This window comes from Rhodococcus sp. PvR044, assembly GCF_040548995.1.
Taxonomy (GTDB): Bacteria; Actinomycetota; Actinomycetes; order Mycobacteriales; family Mycobacteriaceae; genus Rhodococcus_G; species Rhodococcus_G oryzae.
Genome location: NZ_JBEPSX010000006.1, coordinates 30823 through 45108 on the forward strand (window position 1 = coordinate 30823; position 14286 = coordinate 45108).

General features: G+C 69.4%; 17 protein-coding genes. 9 read left to right on the plus strand and 8 right to left on the minus strand.

All coding sequences use genetic code 11. From position 1 onward, the window contains the following. Positions 1-17 precede the first annotated feature (17 nt). The 4 genes from ABIC28_RS15265 to ABIC28_RS15280 are packed head-to-tail and all read left to right on the plus strand — an operon-like array spanning position 18 to position 3724. Positions 18-521 (plus strand): DUF2505 domain-containing protein, encoded by a 504-nt coding sequence (locus ABIC28_RS15265; protein ID WP_354579649.1) that lies wholly within the window; start codon positions 18-20, stop codon positions 519-521. A gap of 47 nt (positions 522-568) precedes the next feature. Further along, positions 569-1069: a DUF2505 domain-containing protein gene (locus ABIC28_RS15270; RefSeq protein ID WP_077040616.1), complete on the plus strand. Its 501-nt coding sequence runs from the start codon at positions 569-571 to the stop codon at positions 1067-1069. A 14-nt stretch (positions 1070-1083) separates the two neighbouring features. Beyond that, entirely contained in the window at positions 1084-1887 is an 804-nt protein-coding gene (locus tag ABIC28_RS15275) for a class I SAM-dependent methyltransferase (RefSeq protein WP_354579653.1), read from the plus strand. 40 nt (positions 1888-1927) lie between these two features. Then, the gene (locus ABIC28_RS15280) at positions 1928-3724 is read left to right on the plus strand and encodes an acyl-CoA dehydrogenase (RefSeq protein ID WP_269588549.1); all 1797 of its coding nucleotides are present in this window, start codon (positions 1928-1930) and stop codon (positions 3722-3724) included. 13 nt (positions 3725-3737) lie between these two features. On the opposite strand, the gene ABIC28_RS15285 is transcribed toward ABIC28_RS15280, so the two are convergent. Then, the gene (locus tag ABIC28_RS15285; protein WP_269588548.1) at positions 3738-4337 is read right to left on the minus strand and encodes a type IV toxin-antitoxin system AbiEi family antitoxin domain-containing protein; all 600 of its coding nucleotides are present in this window, start codon (positions 4335-4337) and stop codon (positions 3738-3740) included. A 95-nt stretch (positions 4338-4432) separates the two neighbouring features. On the opposite strand from ABIC28_RS15285, the gene ABIC28_RS15290 reads away from it, so the two are divergent. Continuing rightward, a complete protein-coding gene (locus tag ABIC28_RS15290) occupies positions 4433-5200 on the plus strand; it encodes an LmeA family phospholipid-binding protein (protein WP_354579656.1) in 768 nt (255 codons plus the stop codon). 33 nt (positions 5201-5233) lie between these two features. Here ABIC28_RS15290 and deoC read toward each other — a convergent pair whose 3' ends face one another. Further along, a complete protein-coding gene (gene deoC, locus ABIC28_RS15295) occupies positions 5234-5905 on the minus strand; it encodes a deoxyribose-phosphate aldolase (protein WP_269588546.1) in 672 nt (223 codons plus the stop codon). Between the two features lie 91 nt (positions 5906-5996). On the opposite strand from deoC, the gene ABIC28_RS15300 reads away from it, so the two are divergent. Genes ABIC28_RS15300 through purU form a run of 3 tightly spaced genes read left to right on the plus strand, consistent with a single transcriptional unit; the run spans position 5997 to position 8212 of the window. Continuing rightward, positions 5997-6419 carry a GNAT family N-acetyltransferase gene (locus tag ABIC28_RS15300; protein ID WP_269588664.1) on the plus strand — a complete coding sequence of 141 codons (423 nt, stop codon included), beginning with the start codon at positions 5997-5999 and terminating at the stop codon, positions 6417-6419. A 51-nt stretch (positions 6420-6470) separates the two neighbouring features. After that, on the plus strand, positions 6471-7301 hold the full coding sequence (locus ABIC28_RS15305; RefSeq protein WP_269588545.1) for a class I SAM-dependent methyltransferase: 831 nt from the start codon (positions 6471-6473) through the stop codon (positions 7299-7301). A 23-nt stretch (positions 7302-7324) separates the two neighbouring features. Next, positions 7325-8212 (plus strand): formyltetrahydrofolate deformylase, encoded by an 888-nt coding sequence (gene purU, locus ABIC28_RS15310; protein WP_097210220.1) that lies wholly within the window; start codon positions 7325-7327, stop codon positions 8210-8212. A gap of 49 nt (positions 8213-8261) precedes the next feature. Here the strand turns inward: purU and ABIC28_RS15315 are convergent, their stop codons facing one another. From ABIC28_RS15315 to ABIC28_RS15340, 6 genes are all read right to left on the minus strand, one after another. Then, on the minus strand, positions 8262-9290 hold the full coding sequence (locus tag ABIC28_RS15315; protein WP_097210219.1) for an alpha/beta fold hydrolase: 1029 nt from the start codon (positions 9288-9290) through the stop codon (positions 8262-8264). Between the two features lie 96 nt (positions 9291-9386). After that, entirely contained in the window at positions 9387-10322 is a 936-nt protein-coding gene (locus ABIC28_RS15320; protein WP_097210348.1) for an AurF N-oxygenase family protein, read from the minus strand. A 154-nt stretch (positions 10323-10476) separates the two neighbouring features. Continuing rightward, positions 10477-10767, minus strand: a complete 291-nt coding sequence (locus ABIC28_RS15325; RefSeq protein WP_027501186.1) for a DUF2516 family protein — start codon at positions 10765-10767, stop codon at positions 10477-10479. Between the two features lie 74 nt (positions 10768-10841). Further along, positions 10842-11636 (minus strand): heparin-binding hemagglutinin, encoded by a 795-nt coding sequence (locus tag ABIC28_RS15330; RefSeq protein WP_097210218.1) that lies wholly within the window; start codon positions 11634-11636, stop codon positions 10842-10844. Further along, positions 11633-12061: a helix-turn-helix domain-containing protein gene (locus tag ABIC28_RS15335; protein ID WP_097210217.1), complete on the minus strand. Its 429-nt coding sequence runs from the start codon at positions 12059-12061 to the stop codon at positions 11633-11635. The genes ABIC28_RS15330 and ABIC28_RS15335 overlap by 4 nt, the downstream gene beginning before the upstream one ends. Before the next feature lie 83 nt (positions 12062-12144). Next, positions 12145-13416: a DUF445 domain-containing protein gene (locus tag ABIC28_RS15340; protein ID WP_354579661.1), complete on the minus strand. Its 1272-nt coding sequence runs from the start codon at positions 13414-13416 to the stop codon at positions 12145-12147. Positions 13417-13517: 101 nt separating this feature from the next. Between ABIC28_RS15340 and ABIC28_RS15345 the strand changes: the two genes are divergently transcribed. After that, positions 13518-14285, plus strand: coding sequence for a TetR/AcrR family transcriptional regulator (locus tag ABIC28_RS15345; protein ID WP_097210215.1), 768 nt, complete (start codon positions 13518-13520; stop codon positions 14283-14285). Position 14286 lies beyond the last annotated feature (1 nt).

Here is a 14286-nt window from a genome sequence, read left to right on the forward strand (position 1 = left end):
AATGTAAATTGCGGGGCATGTCACGCCGAATTGAGTTCACCGCCAACTACACCCGCCCCGCCGCCGAGATCCACCGCACGCTCACCGACGAAGGATTCTGGCGCAACCGCGTCGAGCAGGGCGCAGACAAGGGCCTCACCCTCGCGCACCTCACCGCCGGTGAGGGCACCATCGACGTCGCCCTCGCCCAGGACATCGACAAGGCCGCGCTGCCGGGCGTCGTCTCCAAGATCCTCAAGGGCGAACTGTCCATCACCCGTGGCGAGGTGTGGGGCCCGCTGACCGACGGCAAGGCCGAGGGCACCTTCAGCACCACCGCCACCGGCATCCCGATCAACGCCTCGGGCACCGCGACCCTGGTCGACACCGCCGAGGGCTCCACCCTGACCGTCGAGGGCGACGTCGAGGTCAGCGTGCGCCTGATCGGCGGCACCATCGAGGGCCTGGTGACCGAGCAGATCCTCGGCATCCTGGCGAAGGACCAGGAAGTCGTCGAGGAGTGGATCACCGCCAACAGCTGACGCGGGTGTTGTCGGTGCGCCGAGCCCGAGCCGGTACCCTGCGGGTCATGGCTCGACGCATCGACTACTCCGCCCGTTACACCCATCCCGCCGAGAAGGTGTACTCCGCGCTGACGAACCGGGACTACTGGGAAGCGCGGATGGTCGAGCTCCGCAAGTTCTCCGACAATCACGTCGAGAGCTTCGAGGTCGGCGACGACGGCATCGACCTCGTCTTCCACCACATCATTCCGCGGGACACCCTGCCCGACATCGCGCAGACCGTGATGAAGAAGGACATGGTGATCACCCGCAAGGAGCACTACAGCGTCTTCGGCGACGAGGTCACCGGGACCTATTCGGCCTCCATCCCGGCCGGGCCCGGCAGCCTCAGCGGCACCATGGCGCTGTTCGGCACCGACACCGGCTCCACGCTGCGGACCTCCTCCGAGGCGAAGGTGTTCATCCCCTTCGTCGGAGGCAAGCTCGAGCAGCTGATGCTGGTCAACCTCGTCGACCTGTTCCGCACGGAGGCCCAGGTCACCGCGGACTGGCTCGCCGAGCAGTAAAAAAACCGAACCTCGTGTCCCGCCCGAGCGGAACCCGAACGGGTTCCGGCAAACCGGACGGCGTCATCACCCGCGGCACCACCGGCATCAACCGGCTGCGCCGCAGCGACCGCTGGCTGATGCACCGGGCCGCGGTCGCCGACACGCTGCACGCGGCCGGCGACCCGCTGGTCGTCGACCTCGGCTACGGCGCCCGCCCCCACACCACCTTCGAGCTGGCGTCCCGGCTGCGCACCGTCCGCCGCGACATCCGAGTGGTCGGCCTGGAGATCGATCCCGCGCGGGTGGTCGAGGCCCGCGACGGCGTGAGCTTCGCGCGCGGCGGCTTCGAGCTGGCCGGGCTGAACCCCGTGCTCATCCGCGCGTTCAACGTGCTGCGCCAGTACCCGGAGGACGCGGTCGCAGGCGCCTGGGCCAAGCTGCAGTCCGGGCTGGCGCCCGGCGGCTTGCTGATCGACGGCACCTGCGACGAGTTGGGCAGGCGCTGCGCCTGGGTGCTGCTCGACGCGGACCGCCCGCTGTCGCTGACCCTCGCCTGGGACCCGTTCGACATCGAGCGGCCGAGCGACATCGCCGAACGGCTGCCGAAGGCCCTGATCCACCGCAACGTGCCGGGCGAGCCGGTGTACGAGCTACTGCAAGCAGCCGACCTGGCGTGGGCGACGGCGGCCCCACACGCCCCGTTCGGTCCGCGGGTGCGGTGGCGGGCGGCCGCCCAGCTGCTGCGACAGCAGGGCGTGCCGGTGGAGGTCCCACGCCGACGGCTCCGCGACTGCGTACTGACGGTCCCGTGGTCGCTGGTCGCCCCTTCGATCTAGCCTTGTCGTGACCGAAGCACCTGCGAAGGGACCTGTGAGAATGCGTTCGACCCTGCTGTCGCGGAGAGATCTCGACTTCCTGCTCTACGAATGGCTCGACGTCGAGGCGCTGACGGACGACCCCCGCTACCAGGAGCATTCCCGCGACACCTTCGACGCGGTGCTCGATCTCAGCGAGCAGCTGGCCACCCGGCACTTCGCCACCCACAACAAGAAGGGTGACGAGCAGGAGCCGAGCTTCGACGGCACCCGGGTCACCATCATCCCGGAGGCCAAGCAGGCCCTCGACGCGTTCGTGAAGGCGGACCTGATGGGCGCGGGCATGGCGTACGAGGCAGGCGGGCTGCAGCTGCCCGCGACGGTCACCGGAGCCTGCTTCGCCTGGTTCCAGGCCGCGAACGTCGGCACCGCCGCCTACCCGATGCTGACCATCGGGAACGCGAACCTGCTGCTCGCGTACGGCAGCCCGGAGCAGATCGAGACCTACGCCAAGCCGCTCGTCGCGGGCCGCTTCTTCGGCACCATGTGTCTGTCGGAGCCGCAGGCGGGGTCCTCGCTCGGCGACATCGTGACCCGCGCCGAGGCGCAACCCGACGGCAGCTACCGGCTGTTCGGCAACAAGATGTGGATCTCCGGCGGCGAGCACGATCTGGCCGAGAACATCGTCCACCTGGTGCTGGCCAAGATCCCGGGCGCGCCCGAGGGCACCAAGGGCATCTCACTGTTCGTCGTGCCCAAGTTGCTGGTCGAGTCCGACGGCAGCCTCGGCGAACGCAACGACGTGACGCTGGCCGGGCTGAACCACAAGATGGGCTACCGCGGCACCACGAACACCGTGCTGAACTTCGGCGACGGCACCCACACCCCCGGCGGCGCGGCGGGCGCCGTCGGATACCTGGTCGGCGAGCCCGACAAGGGCCTGTCGTACATGTTCCACATGATGAACGAGGCCCGGATCGGGGTCGGCCTCGGCGCGACGGCGCTCGGCTACACCGGCTACCTCAAGTCCGTCGACTACGCCCGGCTGCGCGAGCAGGGCAGGCCGGTCACGGCGAAAGATCCTGCCACCAAGCCGGTCCCGATCATCGAGCACGCCGACGTCAAGCGGATGCTGCTGGCCCAGAAGTCCTATGTGGAGGGCGCGCTGGCGCTGGAGATGTTCTGCATGCGGATGGTCGACGAGCAGCGGATCGCCGAGACCGTCGCCGCCCGTAACCGGATCGGCCTGCTGCTCGACATCCTCACCCCGATCGCCAAGAGCTGGCCGTCGCAGTGGTGCCTCGAGGCGAACAACCTGGCGATCCAGGTGCACGGCGGGTACGGCTACACCCGCGAGTACGACGTGGAACAGCACTACCGCGACAACCGGCTCAACCCCATCCACGAGGGCACCCACGGCATCCAGGGCCTGGATCTGCTGGGCCGCAAGGTCACCCAGCAGGGCGGCATCAGCCTGCGGCTGCTGAGCGAGTCCATCGGGCGCACCATCGCGGACGCCGAGGAGACCGACGGCGAGCTCGCGGAGCTGGCCGAGCAGCTCGGCGAGGTTCTCGGCCGGGTCGGCACGATCACCGCGGGGCTGTTCGCGTCCGGCGACGTCGAAGCGGCCATGGCCAACAGCTCGGTCTATCTGGAGGCGGTCGGGCACGTGGTCGTCGCGTGGATCTGGCTCGAGCAGATGCTCGCCTGCGAGGGCAAGACCGGCGACTTCTACGACGGCAAGCGGCAGGCCGGCCGGTACTTCTTCCGGTACGAGCTGCCCAAGACCGGCCCGCAGCTGGCGCTGCTCGCCTCGCTCGACCGGACCACGCTGGAGATGCGGGACGCCTGGTTCTGATCGACCCGCCGGGTCAGGCCCAGGAGGACAGCGCCCGGCCGACCCGGCGTTCGACCCGGACCGACTGCCCCGCCGCGCCGGCCTCGAGCGCAGGCCGGTCGAGCCTGCCGATGGCCAGCGCGTCGCCGACCACCTCGTCGAGCACCCACTGCGAGACCCCGCTCTCGGCCAGGTCGAGCACCGTCCGCAGCGGGGTGGTGATCAGGAAGGCACCGGTGTGCTCGCAGTCGGCGGGCCCCAGGTCGGCGCGGTGCACCGCGACCCGGTCGGTCCGGACGTGCACGGGCGCGCCTGCGGTCACGTGCAGGAACTGCGGGTGCAGGTGACCGAGGCCGTACAGCTCGGCCGCGCTCTGATGGGAGACGACGGCCCCCTGTAACTGGACGCACCGCCTTGCCACGTCCTCCAGGTCGGTGTGCGGCCACGGCGACAACCGGAACAGGTCCCTGTCGACGCGTTCCCACGCGCCCGCGCCGAGCGCGCGGCCGATCTCCCCCGGCGAAAAGCCGAGCGTGCGCGCCTGTCCGGCGGTGAAATACCCGGCCTGTTCGAGCGCGCACTCGAACAGACCCCGCTCGCGCTCCTCGTGGCGCCGCACGACCCCGTCGTCCATGACGTCACAGTACGTGCGACTGTGGCATGGATCACAGGGAATTCTCGCAGCGCGTTCTCAGATCCCCCACAGACTTCTGGGGAAGAATCCGTGCAATGGCCTCCCCCGCGAACACTTCGTACCGGTCCGCGAACTCCGGACCGAAGCGCAACCGCACCCTGCTGATCGTGCTGATCGTGATCGCCGCGCTGGTCGCGGTCCTGATCTCGGCCGAGCTCTACGTCCGGCACAACGTCAAGCAGTGCATGGCCCAGCAGCTCGAGAGCGAGCTCGGCTCCCAGGTCGACGTCGGGTTGAGCTGGAAGCCGGTGCTGCTGCAGGCGATCGACAAGAACGTCCCGTACATCACGGTCACCAGCGACGACTCCAGCTTCGGCCCCGCCAAGGACATGCACGTCACGGCGAAGGTCAACGACATCGAGCTGACCGACAAGGGCGGCGGCACCATCGGCAGTTCCACCGCAGACGTGGACTGGTCCACCGCCGGCATCCTCGCGACCATCCAGGCCCAGCCCTTCGGCCAGCTGGTCTCCGGCGTGACCGCCGACCCGACCGCGGGCACGCTGTCGTTCCAGGTCATCGGGCTCGCGGAGCTGACCGTCCGGCCGCAGGTGATGGACGGAAAGGTCGACATCGAGACCGTTGAGGCCTCGGTCCTCGGCCTCGGGCTGCCCACCGACCTGGTCAGCGGCATCGTGGACGTGCTCGGCGACAGCCTGCAGACGCTCCCGCTCGGGATGTCGGCGACCTCGCTGACCATCACCGACGGTGGACTGCAGATGTCGATGGCCGGCGGCGCCTACACGATGCCGGAGGCCTCCCCCGAGGCGCAGGCCACGGGCGGCGGCTGCTCCCTGCTGTGATCCGCGCTCGCGGTGGCCGGGTGGCGGTTCGCGCTATCCGGCCGCCGCGAACCCGTCCAGCACGGCCCGGGTTCCGGACAGGCCAAGCCTGGTCGCGCCCGCCTCGATCATCTCCCGCGCGGCGTCCGCGGTCCTGATCCCGCCGCTCGCCTTGACGCCGAGCGTGCCGCCGACGGTGGCCGCCATCAACCGCACCGCGGCCGCGGTGGCACCGCCCGCTGGGTGGAAGCCTGTCGAGGTCTTGACGAAGTTCGCCCCGGCCAGTTCGGCGGCCCGGCAGCATTCGACGATCGCCTCGTCGGACAGCGCAGCGGTCTCCAGGATCACCTTGAGCACGGTGGCGTCGCCGATCCCCTCCCGCACGGTGAGGATGTCCGCGAGCACCGCGTTGTAGTCGCCCGCGACCGCCGCGCCCACATCGATCACCATGTCGATCTCCCTCGCGCCCTGCTCCACCGCGAGCCGCGCCTCCGCCCCCTTGATCAGGGAATGGTGCTTGCCCGACGGGAAGCCGGCCACCGCGGCGACGGCCAGCCCTTCGGCCCGCACCGGCAGCATCGACGGCGACACGCAGATGGCGTACACGCCGAGGTCGCGGGCCTCCGCGATCAGCGCGTCGACATCGGCGGGCGTTGCCTCCGGCTTGAGCAGGGTGTGATCGACCATCTGGGCGACCCGGTCTCGGGTCAGCGGGGCGTCAGGCATACCGAAGAGCTTGGCACAGCGCGGTATCCGAGCGGGGAATCCGGTTGCGGCCGCCACCCGCGGCGGGGCGCCCCTGCCCGCGGGCGAACCTATGGAGGTCGGGCTGGTCGCGAGGTTGCGGGCGTCCGAGGCGTGGCTGCCTGCGCTGTCACTGGTCGCCGAGATCGACGGCGAGATCCGCGGCCACGTCTGCCTGACCAGGGCCACCGTCGCCGGTCGGCCCGCGCTCGCGCTCGGTCCGATCGGGGTGCCGCCCGAACACAAGGGCCACGGGATCGGCGCCGCGCTGATGCACGCCGTCCTCGGGGCGGCGGACGCACTCGACGAACCGCTGGTCGCCCTGCTCGGACACCTCGACTACTACCCGCGGTTCGGGTTCGTGCCCGGGTCGACGCTGGCCGTCGACCCCGGCGTCCCGGACTGGGTCTCGCATTTCCAGATTCGGACACTGTCGGCCTACACCCCGGACCTCGCGGGCGAATTCCGTTACGCGGAACCGTTCTACGAGGAGTGAACGCGCGGTGACACGTTCCATAATGTGAACCGTCGCGGCTACCGTGTCGGTATGAGCGCCGACGAGCTGGCCGCCGTGTTCAACGCAGGCGCGGCCGAGTTCACCTGGCTGACCCCACAGATCTGGGGCCCGGCCGGGCAGGCACTGGCCTTCCAGTTGCGGCTGGGGCCGGGCGACGCGGTCCTCGACGTGTGTTGCGGCGCAGGCGCCTCGGCGCTGCCCGCGGCCGCCGCCGTCGGTCCGGGCGGCCTGGTACACGCCGTCGACCTCGCGGACGACCTGCTGGAGGAGGGCAGGCTGCTGGCGTCCGATCGCGCCCTGCAGAACATCGACTTCGTGCACTCCGACGCCACGGAATGGGAGCCGCCGAGCACGGTCCCCGAGGCCGGCTACGACGCGCTGGCCAGCTCCTACGGGGTGTTCTTCCTCCCACGCATGGACGAGTCGGTGAACCGGCTGGTGAACCTGGTCCGCCCCGGCGGCAAGGTCGGCGTCACGGCCTGGCGCCGCGGCGCCCTCGAGGACTACGCCGGGGCGTATTTCGACGCGGTCGGGCGGCACGTGCCGGGCTTCGACGTCGGTGCCCGCGACAACCGCGATGACCCGCTCAAGAAACTCGATACGACCGACGCGCTGAGCGCCTGGCTCGCCGGTTTCGGCACCTCCGCCGTCGAGATCAACGAGCTGTCCAACTGGCTGCCCGCGACCCCCGAGCTGGCATGGGGACTGGTGCTGGGCAGCGCCCTACGCGGCACCCTGGTCGGCCTCGACCCCGGCACCGTCGAGGCGATCCGGCTCGAGTTCCTGACGCTGCTCACCGAACGCGACATCGAGACCCTCGACCTGGGCACGCTGGTCGCCACGGCAGTCGTCGACCGCTGACCGGTACCTGCGACACTGGGTCCATGAGCTCGCCTACCACCGACGACGACCGCCGTTTCGTGCTCTCGCTCGGCACCCCGGACCGCACCGGCATCGTCGCCCGGATCTCCACGTTCCTCGCCGAGGTCGGCGGATCCATCGTCGAGGCCGCGTACCACGCGGACGCCGACAGTGGCTGGTTCTTCACCCGGCAGGCCGTGAGCGCCTCCTCGATCGACATGAGCATCGACGAGCTCCGCACCGCGTTCGCCGCGGTCGCCGCCGAGCTCGGCCCCGACACCGAGTGGACGCTGCAGGATTCGTCCGAGCGCAAGCGCGTCGTGCTGCTGGTGAGCAAGGAGGCACACTGCCTGCACGACCTGCTCGGTCGCGCCGCGGGCGGCGAGCTACCCGCGGACATCTGCGCGGTCATCGGCAACCACATGGACCTGGCGCCCGTCGTGGAGGCGCACGGGCTCACCTTCCACTACGTGCCGTTCCCGAAGGACCCGGCCGAGCGCGGCCCGGCGTTCAACCGGGTTCGCGACCTGGTCGACGCCCACGACCCCCACGCGGTGGTGCTGGCCCGCTTCATGCAGGTGCTGCCCGCCGACCTGTGCGAGCACTGGGCCGGGCGCGCGCTCAACATCCACCACAGCTTCCTGCCGTCCTTCGTCGGCGCCAGGCCCTACCACCAGGCGTTCGCGCGGGGCGTGAAGCTGATCGGCGCGACCTGCCACTACGTGACAGCCGAGCTGGATGCCGGGCCGATCATCGAGCAGGACGTGATCCGGGTCGACCACGCCGACGAGGTCCGCGACATGGTGCGCCAGGGTCGCGACATCGAGAAGCTGGTGCTCGCCCGTGGCCTGCGCTGGCACCTGGAGGACCGGGTGCTCGTGCACGGCCGCAAGACCGTCGTCTTCAGCTAGGCGCTCCGCGCCCGTGAGTCCTTGTGGTCCCCCTGCGGGCCAGAAGGACTCACAGTCGGGCGAGGCGGCGGATCTCGTCGTTGACCGGGCCGGGGGCCTCGACAGTGCTCATGTGGCCGATCGCGGGCAGCCGGATCAGGCGCTGCAGGTGCCCGGCCTCGTCCAGCACGTCCGAGATCCGCCGCGAGTGCGACTGCGGGGTGAGCCGATCGGCGGTCCCGACCAGCACGGTGGTCGGTACCTGCAGGTTCTCCAGCGCGGCGCGGATGTCGAGCATGCTCAGCGCGGCGCCCCAGCCGCCGCGGGTCCGGCCGTGACAGTCGAGCACGATCCGGGTGCAGAACTCGACCTCCTCGCGCGTGGACCCGGGCGCCATCGCCGCGTACTGGATGACGCGGCGGGTGGCGGGCGTATCCACCCGCACCGAGCTGCGCCAGCCCAGGAGAACCCGGCCCACCGGCGGCGGGATCGTCGGCAGCCGCTGCGAGAGCGGGATCAGCGTGGACTCTGCGACCAGGCTGTCGGTCGCGGTGCTCGCCAGCATCACCGCGCGGGCCTTCGCCCGGACGTGCTCCGGGTACCTACCGGCCCACGACATGATGCTCATGCCACCCATGCTGTGGCCGACCAGGACGGCCTTCTTGTCGCCGGTCACGGTGGCCTCGAGCACCGCGGCCAGGTCGTCGGCCAGCAGGTCGGTGCTGAGCGGGTTGCGACCGAGCTCGGTACGCCCGTGCCCCCGCTGGTCGTAGGTGATGACGCGGAAGTCGTCGGCCAGCGCGTTGATCTGCGGGTACCAGTAGGCGGTCGAGCAGGTCCAGCCGTGGCTGAGCACGATGGGCTGCGCCTCGGGATCGCCGTAGGCCACCACGTGGATCGGGTGCCCGTCCGCCGAGGTGACGGAGATCGTCTCGGGCCGGTGCACGGGATCGCTCAGCGCGGGATTCGGCTCGGCCACAAAGGGTGCGCTCGACCTGGTCCGCCGGGAGAGCACGACCGCGCCCACACCGATGATCGCCGCTCCGGCCGCCGCTCCGACGAGGATCCGTCGCTTCGAACCCCGTGACTGTGCCGTCACCTGTCCACCTCCGTGATGTGCTGTTCGTTGTCGATTGGGAAGCCGCCCTTGCCCTGACGTCACACGATGCCGTGGTCGCGCCGGGTCCCGGCGGCGCTAGATGATGTGTGCCCGGCGCAGCAGGAGCTTCGACGGCCCGCCGATCAACCCGACCTCGCTCAGGAATTCGACGGTCTTCGCGCTGCCCTCGCGGAGCATGTCGTGGTAGTGCTTGTTGGCCTTCGCCGCCGCGCGGGCTCGCTCGGGGTCCAGCCCCGCGGCCTCGTACACCTTGTCGTTGACCAGGCTGGTGACGATGAAGTAGGCGGTCACGCCGAGCATCAACCGGACCCGCGCCCTGGTGAACCAGGAGATGCCGTCGACGCGCCGGACGGTCTCCTCGCGGGCGAACTTGATGTGCCGCGCCTCCTCGAGGACGTGGATCCTGCTCACCGTCCTGGTGAGCGGCTGCACCCGCTCGTCCTTCATGAAGTCGCGCTGCATCATGTCGAGGATCTCCTCGGCGAACAGCGTGCCGCCGTAGGCGAGCGAACCGGAGGCCGTCGCCTTGAAGGCGCGCGCCGACTCTCGGATCCACCGCTTGGGCCGGTAGGACGGGACGCCGAAACGCTGCGCCGACCTGGCGAACATCGTCGAGTGCCTGCACTCGTCGGCGATCTCGGTGAGCGCGAACTGCACGTGCGGCTCGGACGGGTCGTGGCTGTAGATATCGCGCAGCAGCATCTGCATGAGGATCATCTCGAACCAGATTCCGGTGCCTGCGACACTCGCGGCCTCGTGCTTGGTGAGTGTGATCCGCTGGTCCTCGGTCATCGACTCCCAGAGGTCGGTGCCGTAGAGGCTGGACCATTCCGGCGTCATGCCGTAGAGGCCCGCCGGAATGGGCGCCTCCCAGTCGACCTCGATGAGGGGGTCGTAGGACTTCCTGGCCGCCGAGGCCAGTAGTCGGCTCGCCGTGTCCTGCCGCTCCCCCGCCCTGGCCAGGCGGGATCCGGACCTGTTCACGGCCTTGCGTACGTGAAGGATCGACATCGCCACTCCTCGGCATCGGATCCGGTGACACGCGCCGGTATCGACTTACCTCAAGAATGCGTGGCGGGAATGACCGTTGTCAAGGGTTATATGTAACTGATATTCGCAGACAATTTGGGGGTGCGAGCGACGCCCCCAACGCGAGGGGGACCGACTACCAGCGCGGCCCGCGCTGGACCTCGTCCACCCGCGGTCGCACGTCGACCAGGTACACGCAGATCGCCACGACCGCGATCATCCAGAAGAGCATTCCGAAGGGCAGCAGCAGCACCAGCAGCGCGACCAGCAGGATGCCCAGCCAGATCGGCTTGCTCAGCTTGTCGACCGCGGTGAAGGCGTCGGTGCGCTGCCGGATCGCGTGGAAGACCGCGAAAACGCCCGCCGCGATGGCGGCGAGCTGGAGCGCGAGCATGATCAGGCCGGTGAGGCCGTTGACGGTCGGCATGTATCCATCCTACGAGTTCGGCCCCCGCACACCGTGATGCGCGGGGGCCGAACTCGATTCAGCTGTGCGAACCGTCAGCTGGTGGCCTTCTTGGCCGGGGCCTTCTTGGCCGGAGCCTTGGCCGCGGTCGCGGCGGGCTTCGGGGCGGCCGGCTTGGCCGGAGCCTTCTTGGCCGGGGCCTTCTTGACGGGCGCCTTGGTGGCGGCCGTGTCGACCTTGGCCGCGGCCGTCTTGGTGGTGGACTCGGCCTTCTCGCCCGCGCCGACGAAGCGGCTGGCCACGTTCTCGCCAGCCTCGGTCACGGCGTCGCTGACCTCGTCGGCGACGTCGCTGATGCGCTCCGCGGCGCGGCCGGCCAGCTTGGCGGCCTGCTCGCCGACGGCCCGGGTCTGACGGGCAACGGTGCCGAGGGCCTCCTCGGTAAGGGTGGCGGCGTCGCCGAGAACCGACTCGGCGCGCTCGATGCCCTCTTCGACGGCGGGCTGCTTGCGCAGACGCTCGACGGTCTCCTCTCCCCGCTCGGCGAGCGAGGTGTAGATGTCGGATGCGACCTTCAGGTACGCCTCGGCGACCTTGCGCAGCTCCTCGGCGGTGAACTTCTCGCGCAGCTCGGCGAGCTCCTCGGGCAGCTCGGACGGCAGGCCGGCAAGCCGCTCGCGGAGGCTCTCGACACCCTCGGTGAGGTCGCCGGTCAGCTTCTCGAAGCGCTCGCGGGCGGCGTCGACCGTGATGGCCTCCTCGCCGTTGGCGGTGGCACGCGAACGCACCTGGGCGACGACGTCGGCGACGGCCTGGACGACCACGTCGCCCGCGCCGACTGCGGCGTACAACGGGGTCTTCACGCTGTCGAGACCTTTGAGTTCAGTCATTCCTGGTTCTCCTTTTCGGGCTGGGGGTCGAGGCGCGGATTGTTCTCGCGCCGAAACGATTCGTAGATTTCAAGGAGGACCTGCTTCTGTCGCTCCGTGACGGAGGTATCGGAGAGCAGGGCGTCCCGCACCGGACTGGCTGGGCGATCTTCGAGAAATCCAGCCCGCATGTAGAGCACCTCCGCGGACACGCGGAGTCCCTTCGCGATCTGCCCGAGCACCTCTGCCGAGGGCTTGCGCAACCCACGCTCGATCTGACTCAGGTAGGGGTTGCTGACGTTGGTGAGTTGCGAGAGCTGCCGCAACGACACCTGCGCGGCCTCCCGCTGCGACTTGATGAAGCTGCCGATGTCCTGCGCCGCGGAGCTGACCACCCGCGCGGCCACATCACCGGCACTGTCGCCAGTGGGCGTTTCGTCGGCCATCACACTCCCTACCTGGTGGGTGAATCCCACGGTACGGGAGCGTGCTAACTATTGCAAGCACTCTTGTTAGCAGCGGGCTGCGGTCAGGTGAACAACACTTGCGAGACGGTGTGGATGGTCAGCCCGGCGAGCGCACCGACCACGGTGCCGTTGATCCGGATGAACTGCAGATCCCGCCCCACCTGCAGCTCGATCTTGCGGCTGGCCTCCTCCGCGTCCCAGCGCGCCACCGTGTCGGTGATGACGCCGGTGATCTCCTCCGTGTAGTTCGCGGCGATGTAGCGGGTTCCGCTGTCGAGCCAGCCGTCGACCTTGGCTCGCAGTTCGGCATCGTCGCGCAGCCGCTCCCCCAGCCGGATCACGGTGTCGCGGATCTTGGCCCGCAGCGTGCTGTCCGGGTCGTCGACGGACTCGAGGATCATCCGCTTGGCCACCTTCCACGCCGCCTCGGCGGCTCCGGTGACCTCCTTCCGGCCCATGATCTCCGCCTTGACCTTCTCGGCCTTGGCCATGGTCGCCGGGTCGTTCTGCAGGTCGTTCGCGAAGTCGACGAGGAAGCGGTTGGCGGCCAGCCGAACCTCGTGCTCCGGGTTCGAGCGCACCTTCCAGGTGAACTCCACGAGCTCCTTGTAGATCTTCTCGCCGAGCAGCGCGTCGACGAACTTCGGCGACCAGGCCGGACTGTCCCGGTCGATGATCCGGTCGATCGTGTCCTGGCTGCCCAGCGCCCACTGATGGGCCCGCTCCGCGAGCAGGTCGAGCAGCGGCAGCTGTCGGTTCTCCTTGATCAACTCCGCGAGCACCTTGCCGATCGGCGGCCCCCAGGCCGGCTCGGCGAGCCTGCGGACGATCGTGCTGTCGATGATCTGCTGGACGTCCTCGTCGCGGAGCACCGAGACGAACCCGCGCAGGATCGTCGCGGTCTCCGCGGCCACCCGCGTGGCGTGCGCCGGCTCGGCCAGCCAGGTGCCGACCCGCAGCGGGACCTGCGCGGCCTCCACCTTCTGCGACACGACGTCGGGCGCGAGGAAGTTCTGCCCGACGAAGCTGCTCAGGTTCGAGCCGAGCTGGTCCTTCTTCTTCTTGATGATCGCGGTGTGCGGGATCGGCAGCCCGAGCGGATGCCGGAACAGCGCCGTCACGGCGAACCAGTCCGCCAGCGCGCCGACCATGCCCGCCTCGGACGCGGCCCGGACATAGCCGACCCATTCCGGCGCGCCCTTGCTCTCCTGCCAGCGGGCGACCAAATACACCACGGTGGCCAGGACGAGGAACCCCGTGGCGAGGGCCTTCATCCGGCGGAGGTCACGCTTCTTGGCGGCGTCATCGACGGTGAGCAACTGCACCAGGCCCATTGTGCCGAATCTCCGGGCCACGCCGGGTCAATCGTCGGCTCCTGCTCGAACCCCCGCCTAAACTGTGCAGGAGATCAAACCGAACGGATGTGGCGAACCCAGTGCCCAAGAACTCAGTGCCAACAGCACAGGACCCCGAACAGACCGAGACTGCGACCAAGCCCGAGAGATCCGAGGAGGCGGCCAAGCCCGAGAAGCCGGACGGCCGCAAGCGGCGGTGGCGCGAACACAAGATCGCGCGCCGCGAGGAACTGGTCGACGGCACCATCGCGGCTATCCGGGTGCGCGGGCGCGACATCGGCATGGACGAGATCGCATCCGAGATCGGCGTCTCCAAGACCGTCCTGTACCGGTACTTCAACGACAAGAACGACCTGACCAGCGCCACCATGATGCGCTATGTCGAGACGGTGCTCGCGCCGCGGATGTACGCCGCGATCGGCAGCGACATGGACGAGTACGAGCTGGCGCGGATGGCGATCACCGCGTACGTCGAGACCGTCGCCGAAGACCCAGAGGTCTACCTCTACGTGATGGCGAACAGCGCGGGCGGCAACCGCGACGTCGTCGCCGAATCGGAGCGGATGATCGCCGAGCTGCTCTCCGCCGTCCTCGGCGAACGGTTGCGCCTGATGGAGATGGATTCCGGCGGGTCGCTGCCGTGGGCCTACGGGATCGTCGGCGCCGTACAGCTCGCCACCCACTGGTGGATCTCCAACAAGTCGATGACCGCGGAGAACCTGATCGACTACCTGACGATGATGACGTGGGGCGGGATCACCGGGATCGCGGAGGTCGCAGGCTCTCCCGCGCGTTTCAACGCCAATCCGCATCCGCTGCTCCGCGGGGACGCCGCCGAGGGCCTCTGAC

What these genes read in the sequence shown, in the direction of transcription:
- ABIC28_RS15340 (WP_354579661.1), bottom strand. Translation starts at nt 13,416, where the DNA reads ATGGGCCTGGTGCAGTTGCTCACCGTCGATGACGCCGCCAAGAAGCGT.
- ABIC28_RS15290 (WP_354579656.1), top strand. Translation starts at nt 4,433, where the DNA reads ATGGCCTCCCCCGCGAACACTTCGTACCGGTCCGCGAACTCCGGACCG.
- ABIC28_RS15305 (WP_269588545.1), top strand. Translation starts at nt 6,471, where the DNA reads ATGAGCGCCGACGAGCTGGCCGCCGTGTTCAACGCAGGCGCGGCCGAG.
- purU (WP_097210220.1), top strand. Translation starts at nt 7,325, where the DNA reads ATGAGCTCGCCTACCACCGACGACGACCGCCGTTTCGTGCTCTCGCTC.
- ABIC28_RS15265 (WP_354579649.1), top strand. Translation starts at nt 18, where the DNA reads ATGTCACGCCGAATTGAGTTCACCGCCAACTACACCCGCCCCGCCGCC.
- ABIC28_RS15320 (WP_097210348.1), bottom strand. Translation starts at nt 10,322, where the DNA reads ATGTCGATCCTTCACGTACGCAAGGCCGTGAACAGGTCCGGATCCCGC.
- deoC (WP_269588546.1), bottom strand. Translation starts at nt 5,905, where the DNA reads ATGCCTGACGCCCCGCTGACCCGAGACCGGGTCGCCCAGATGGTCGAT.
- ABIC28_RS15300 (WP_269588664.1), top strand. Translation starts at nt 5,997, where the DNA reads ATGGAGGTCGGGCTGGTCGCGAGGTTGCGGGCGTCCGAGGCGTGGCTG.
- ABIC28_RS15335 (WP_097210217.1), bottom strand. Translation starts at nt 12,061, where the DNA reads ATGGCCGACGAAACGCCCACTGGCGACAGTGCCGGTGATGTGGCCGCG.
- ABIC28_RS15285 (WP_269588548.1), bottom strand. Translation starts at nt 4,337, where the DNA reads ATGGACGACGGGGTCGTGCGGCGCCACGAGGAGCGCGAGCGGGGTCTG.
- ABIC28_RS15325 (WP_027501186.1), bottom strand. Translation starts at nt 10,767, where the DNA reads ATGCCGACCGTCAACGGCCTCACCGGCCTGATCATGCTCGCGCTCCAG.
- ABIC28_RS15270 (WP_077040616.1), top strand. Translation starts at nt 569, where the DNA reads ATGGCTCGACGCATCGACTACTCCGCCCGTTACACCCATCCCGCCGAG.
- ABIC28_RS15330 (WP_097210218.1), bottom strand. Translation starts at nt 11,636, where the DNA reads ATGACTGAACTCAAAGGTCTCGACAGCGTGAAGACCCCGTTGTACGCC.
- ABIC28_RS15280 (WP_269588549.1), top strand. Translation starts at nt 1,928, where the DNA reads ATGCGTTCGACCCTGCTGTCGCGGAGAGATCTCGACTTCCTGCTCTAC.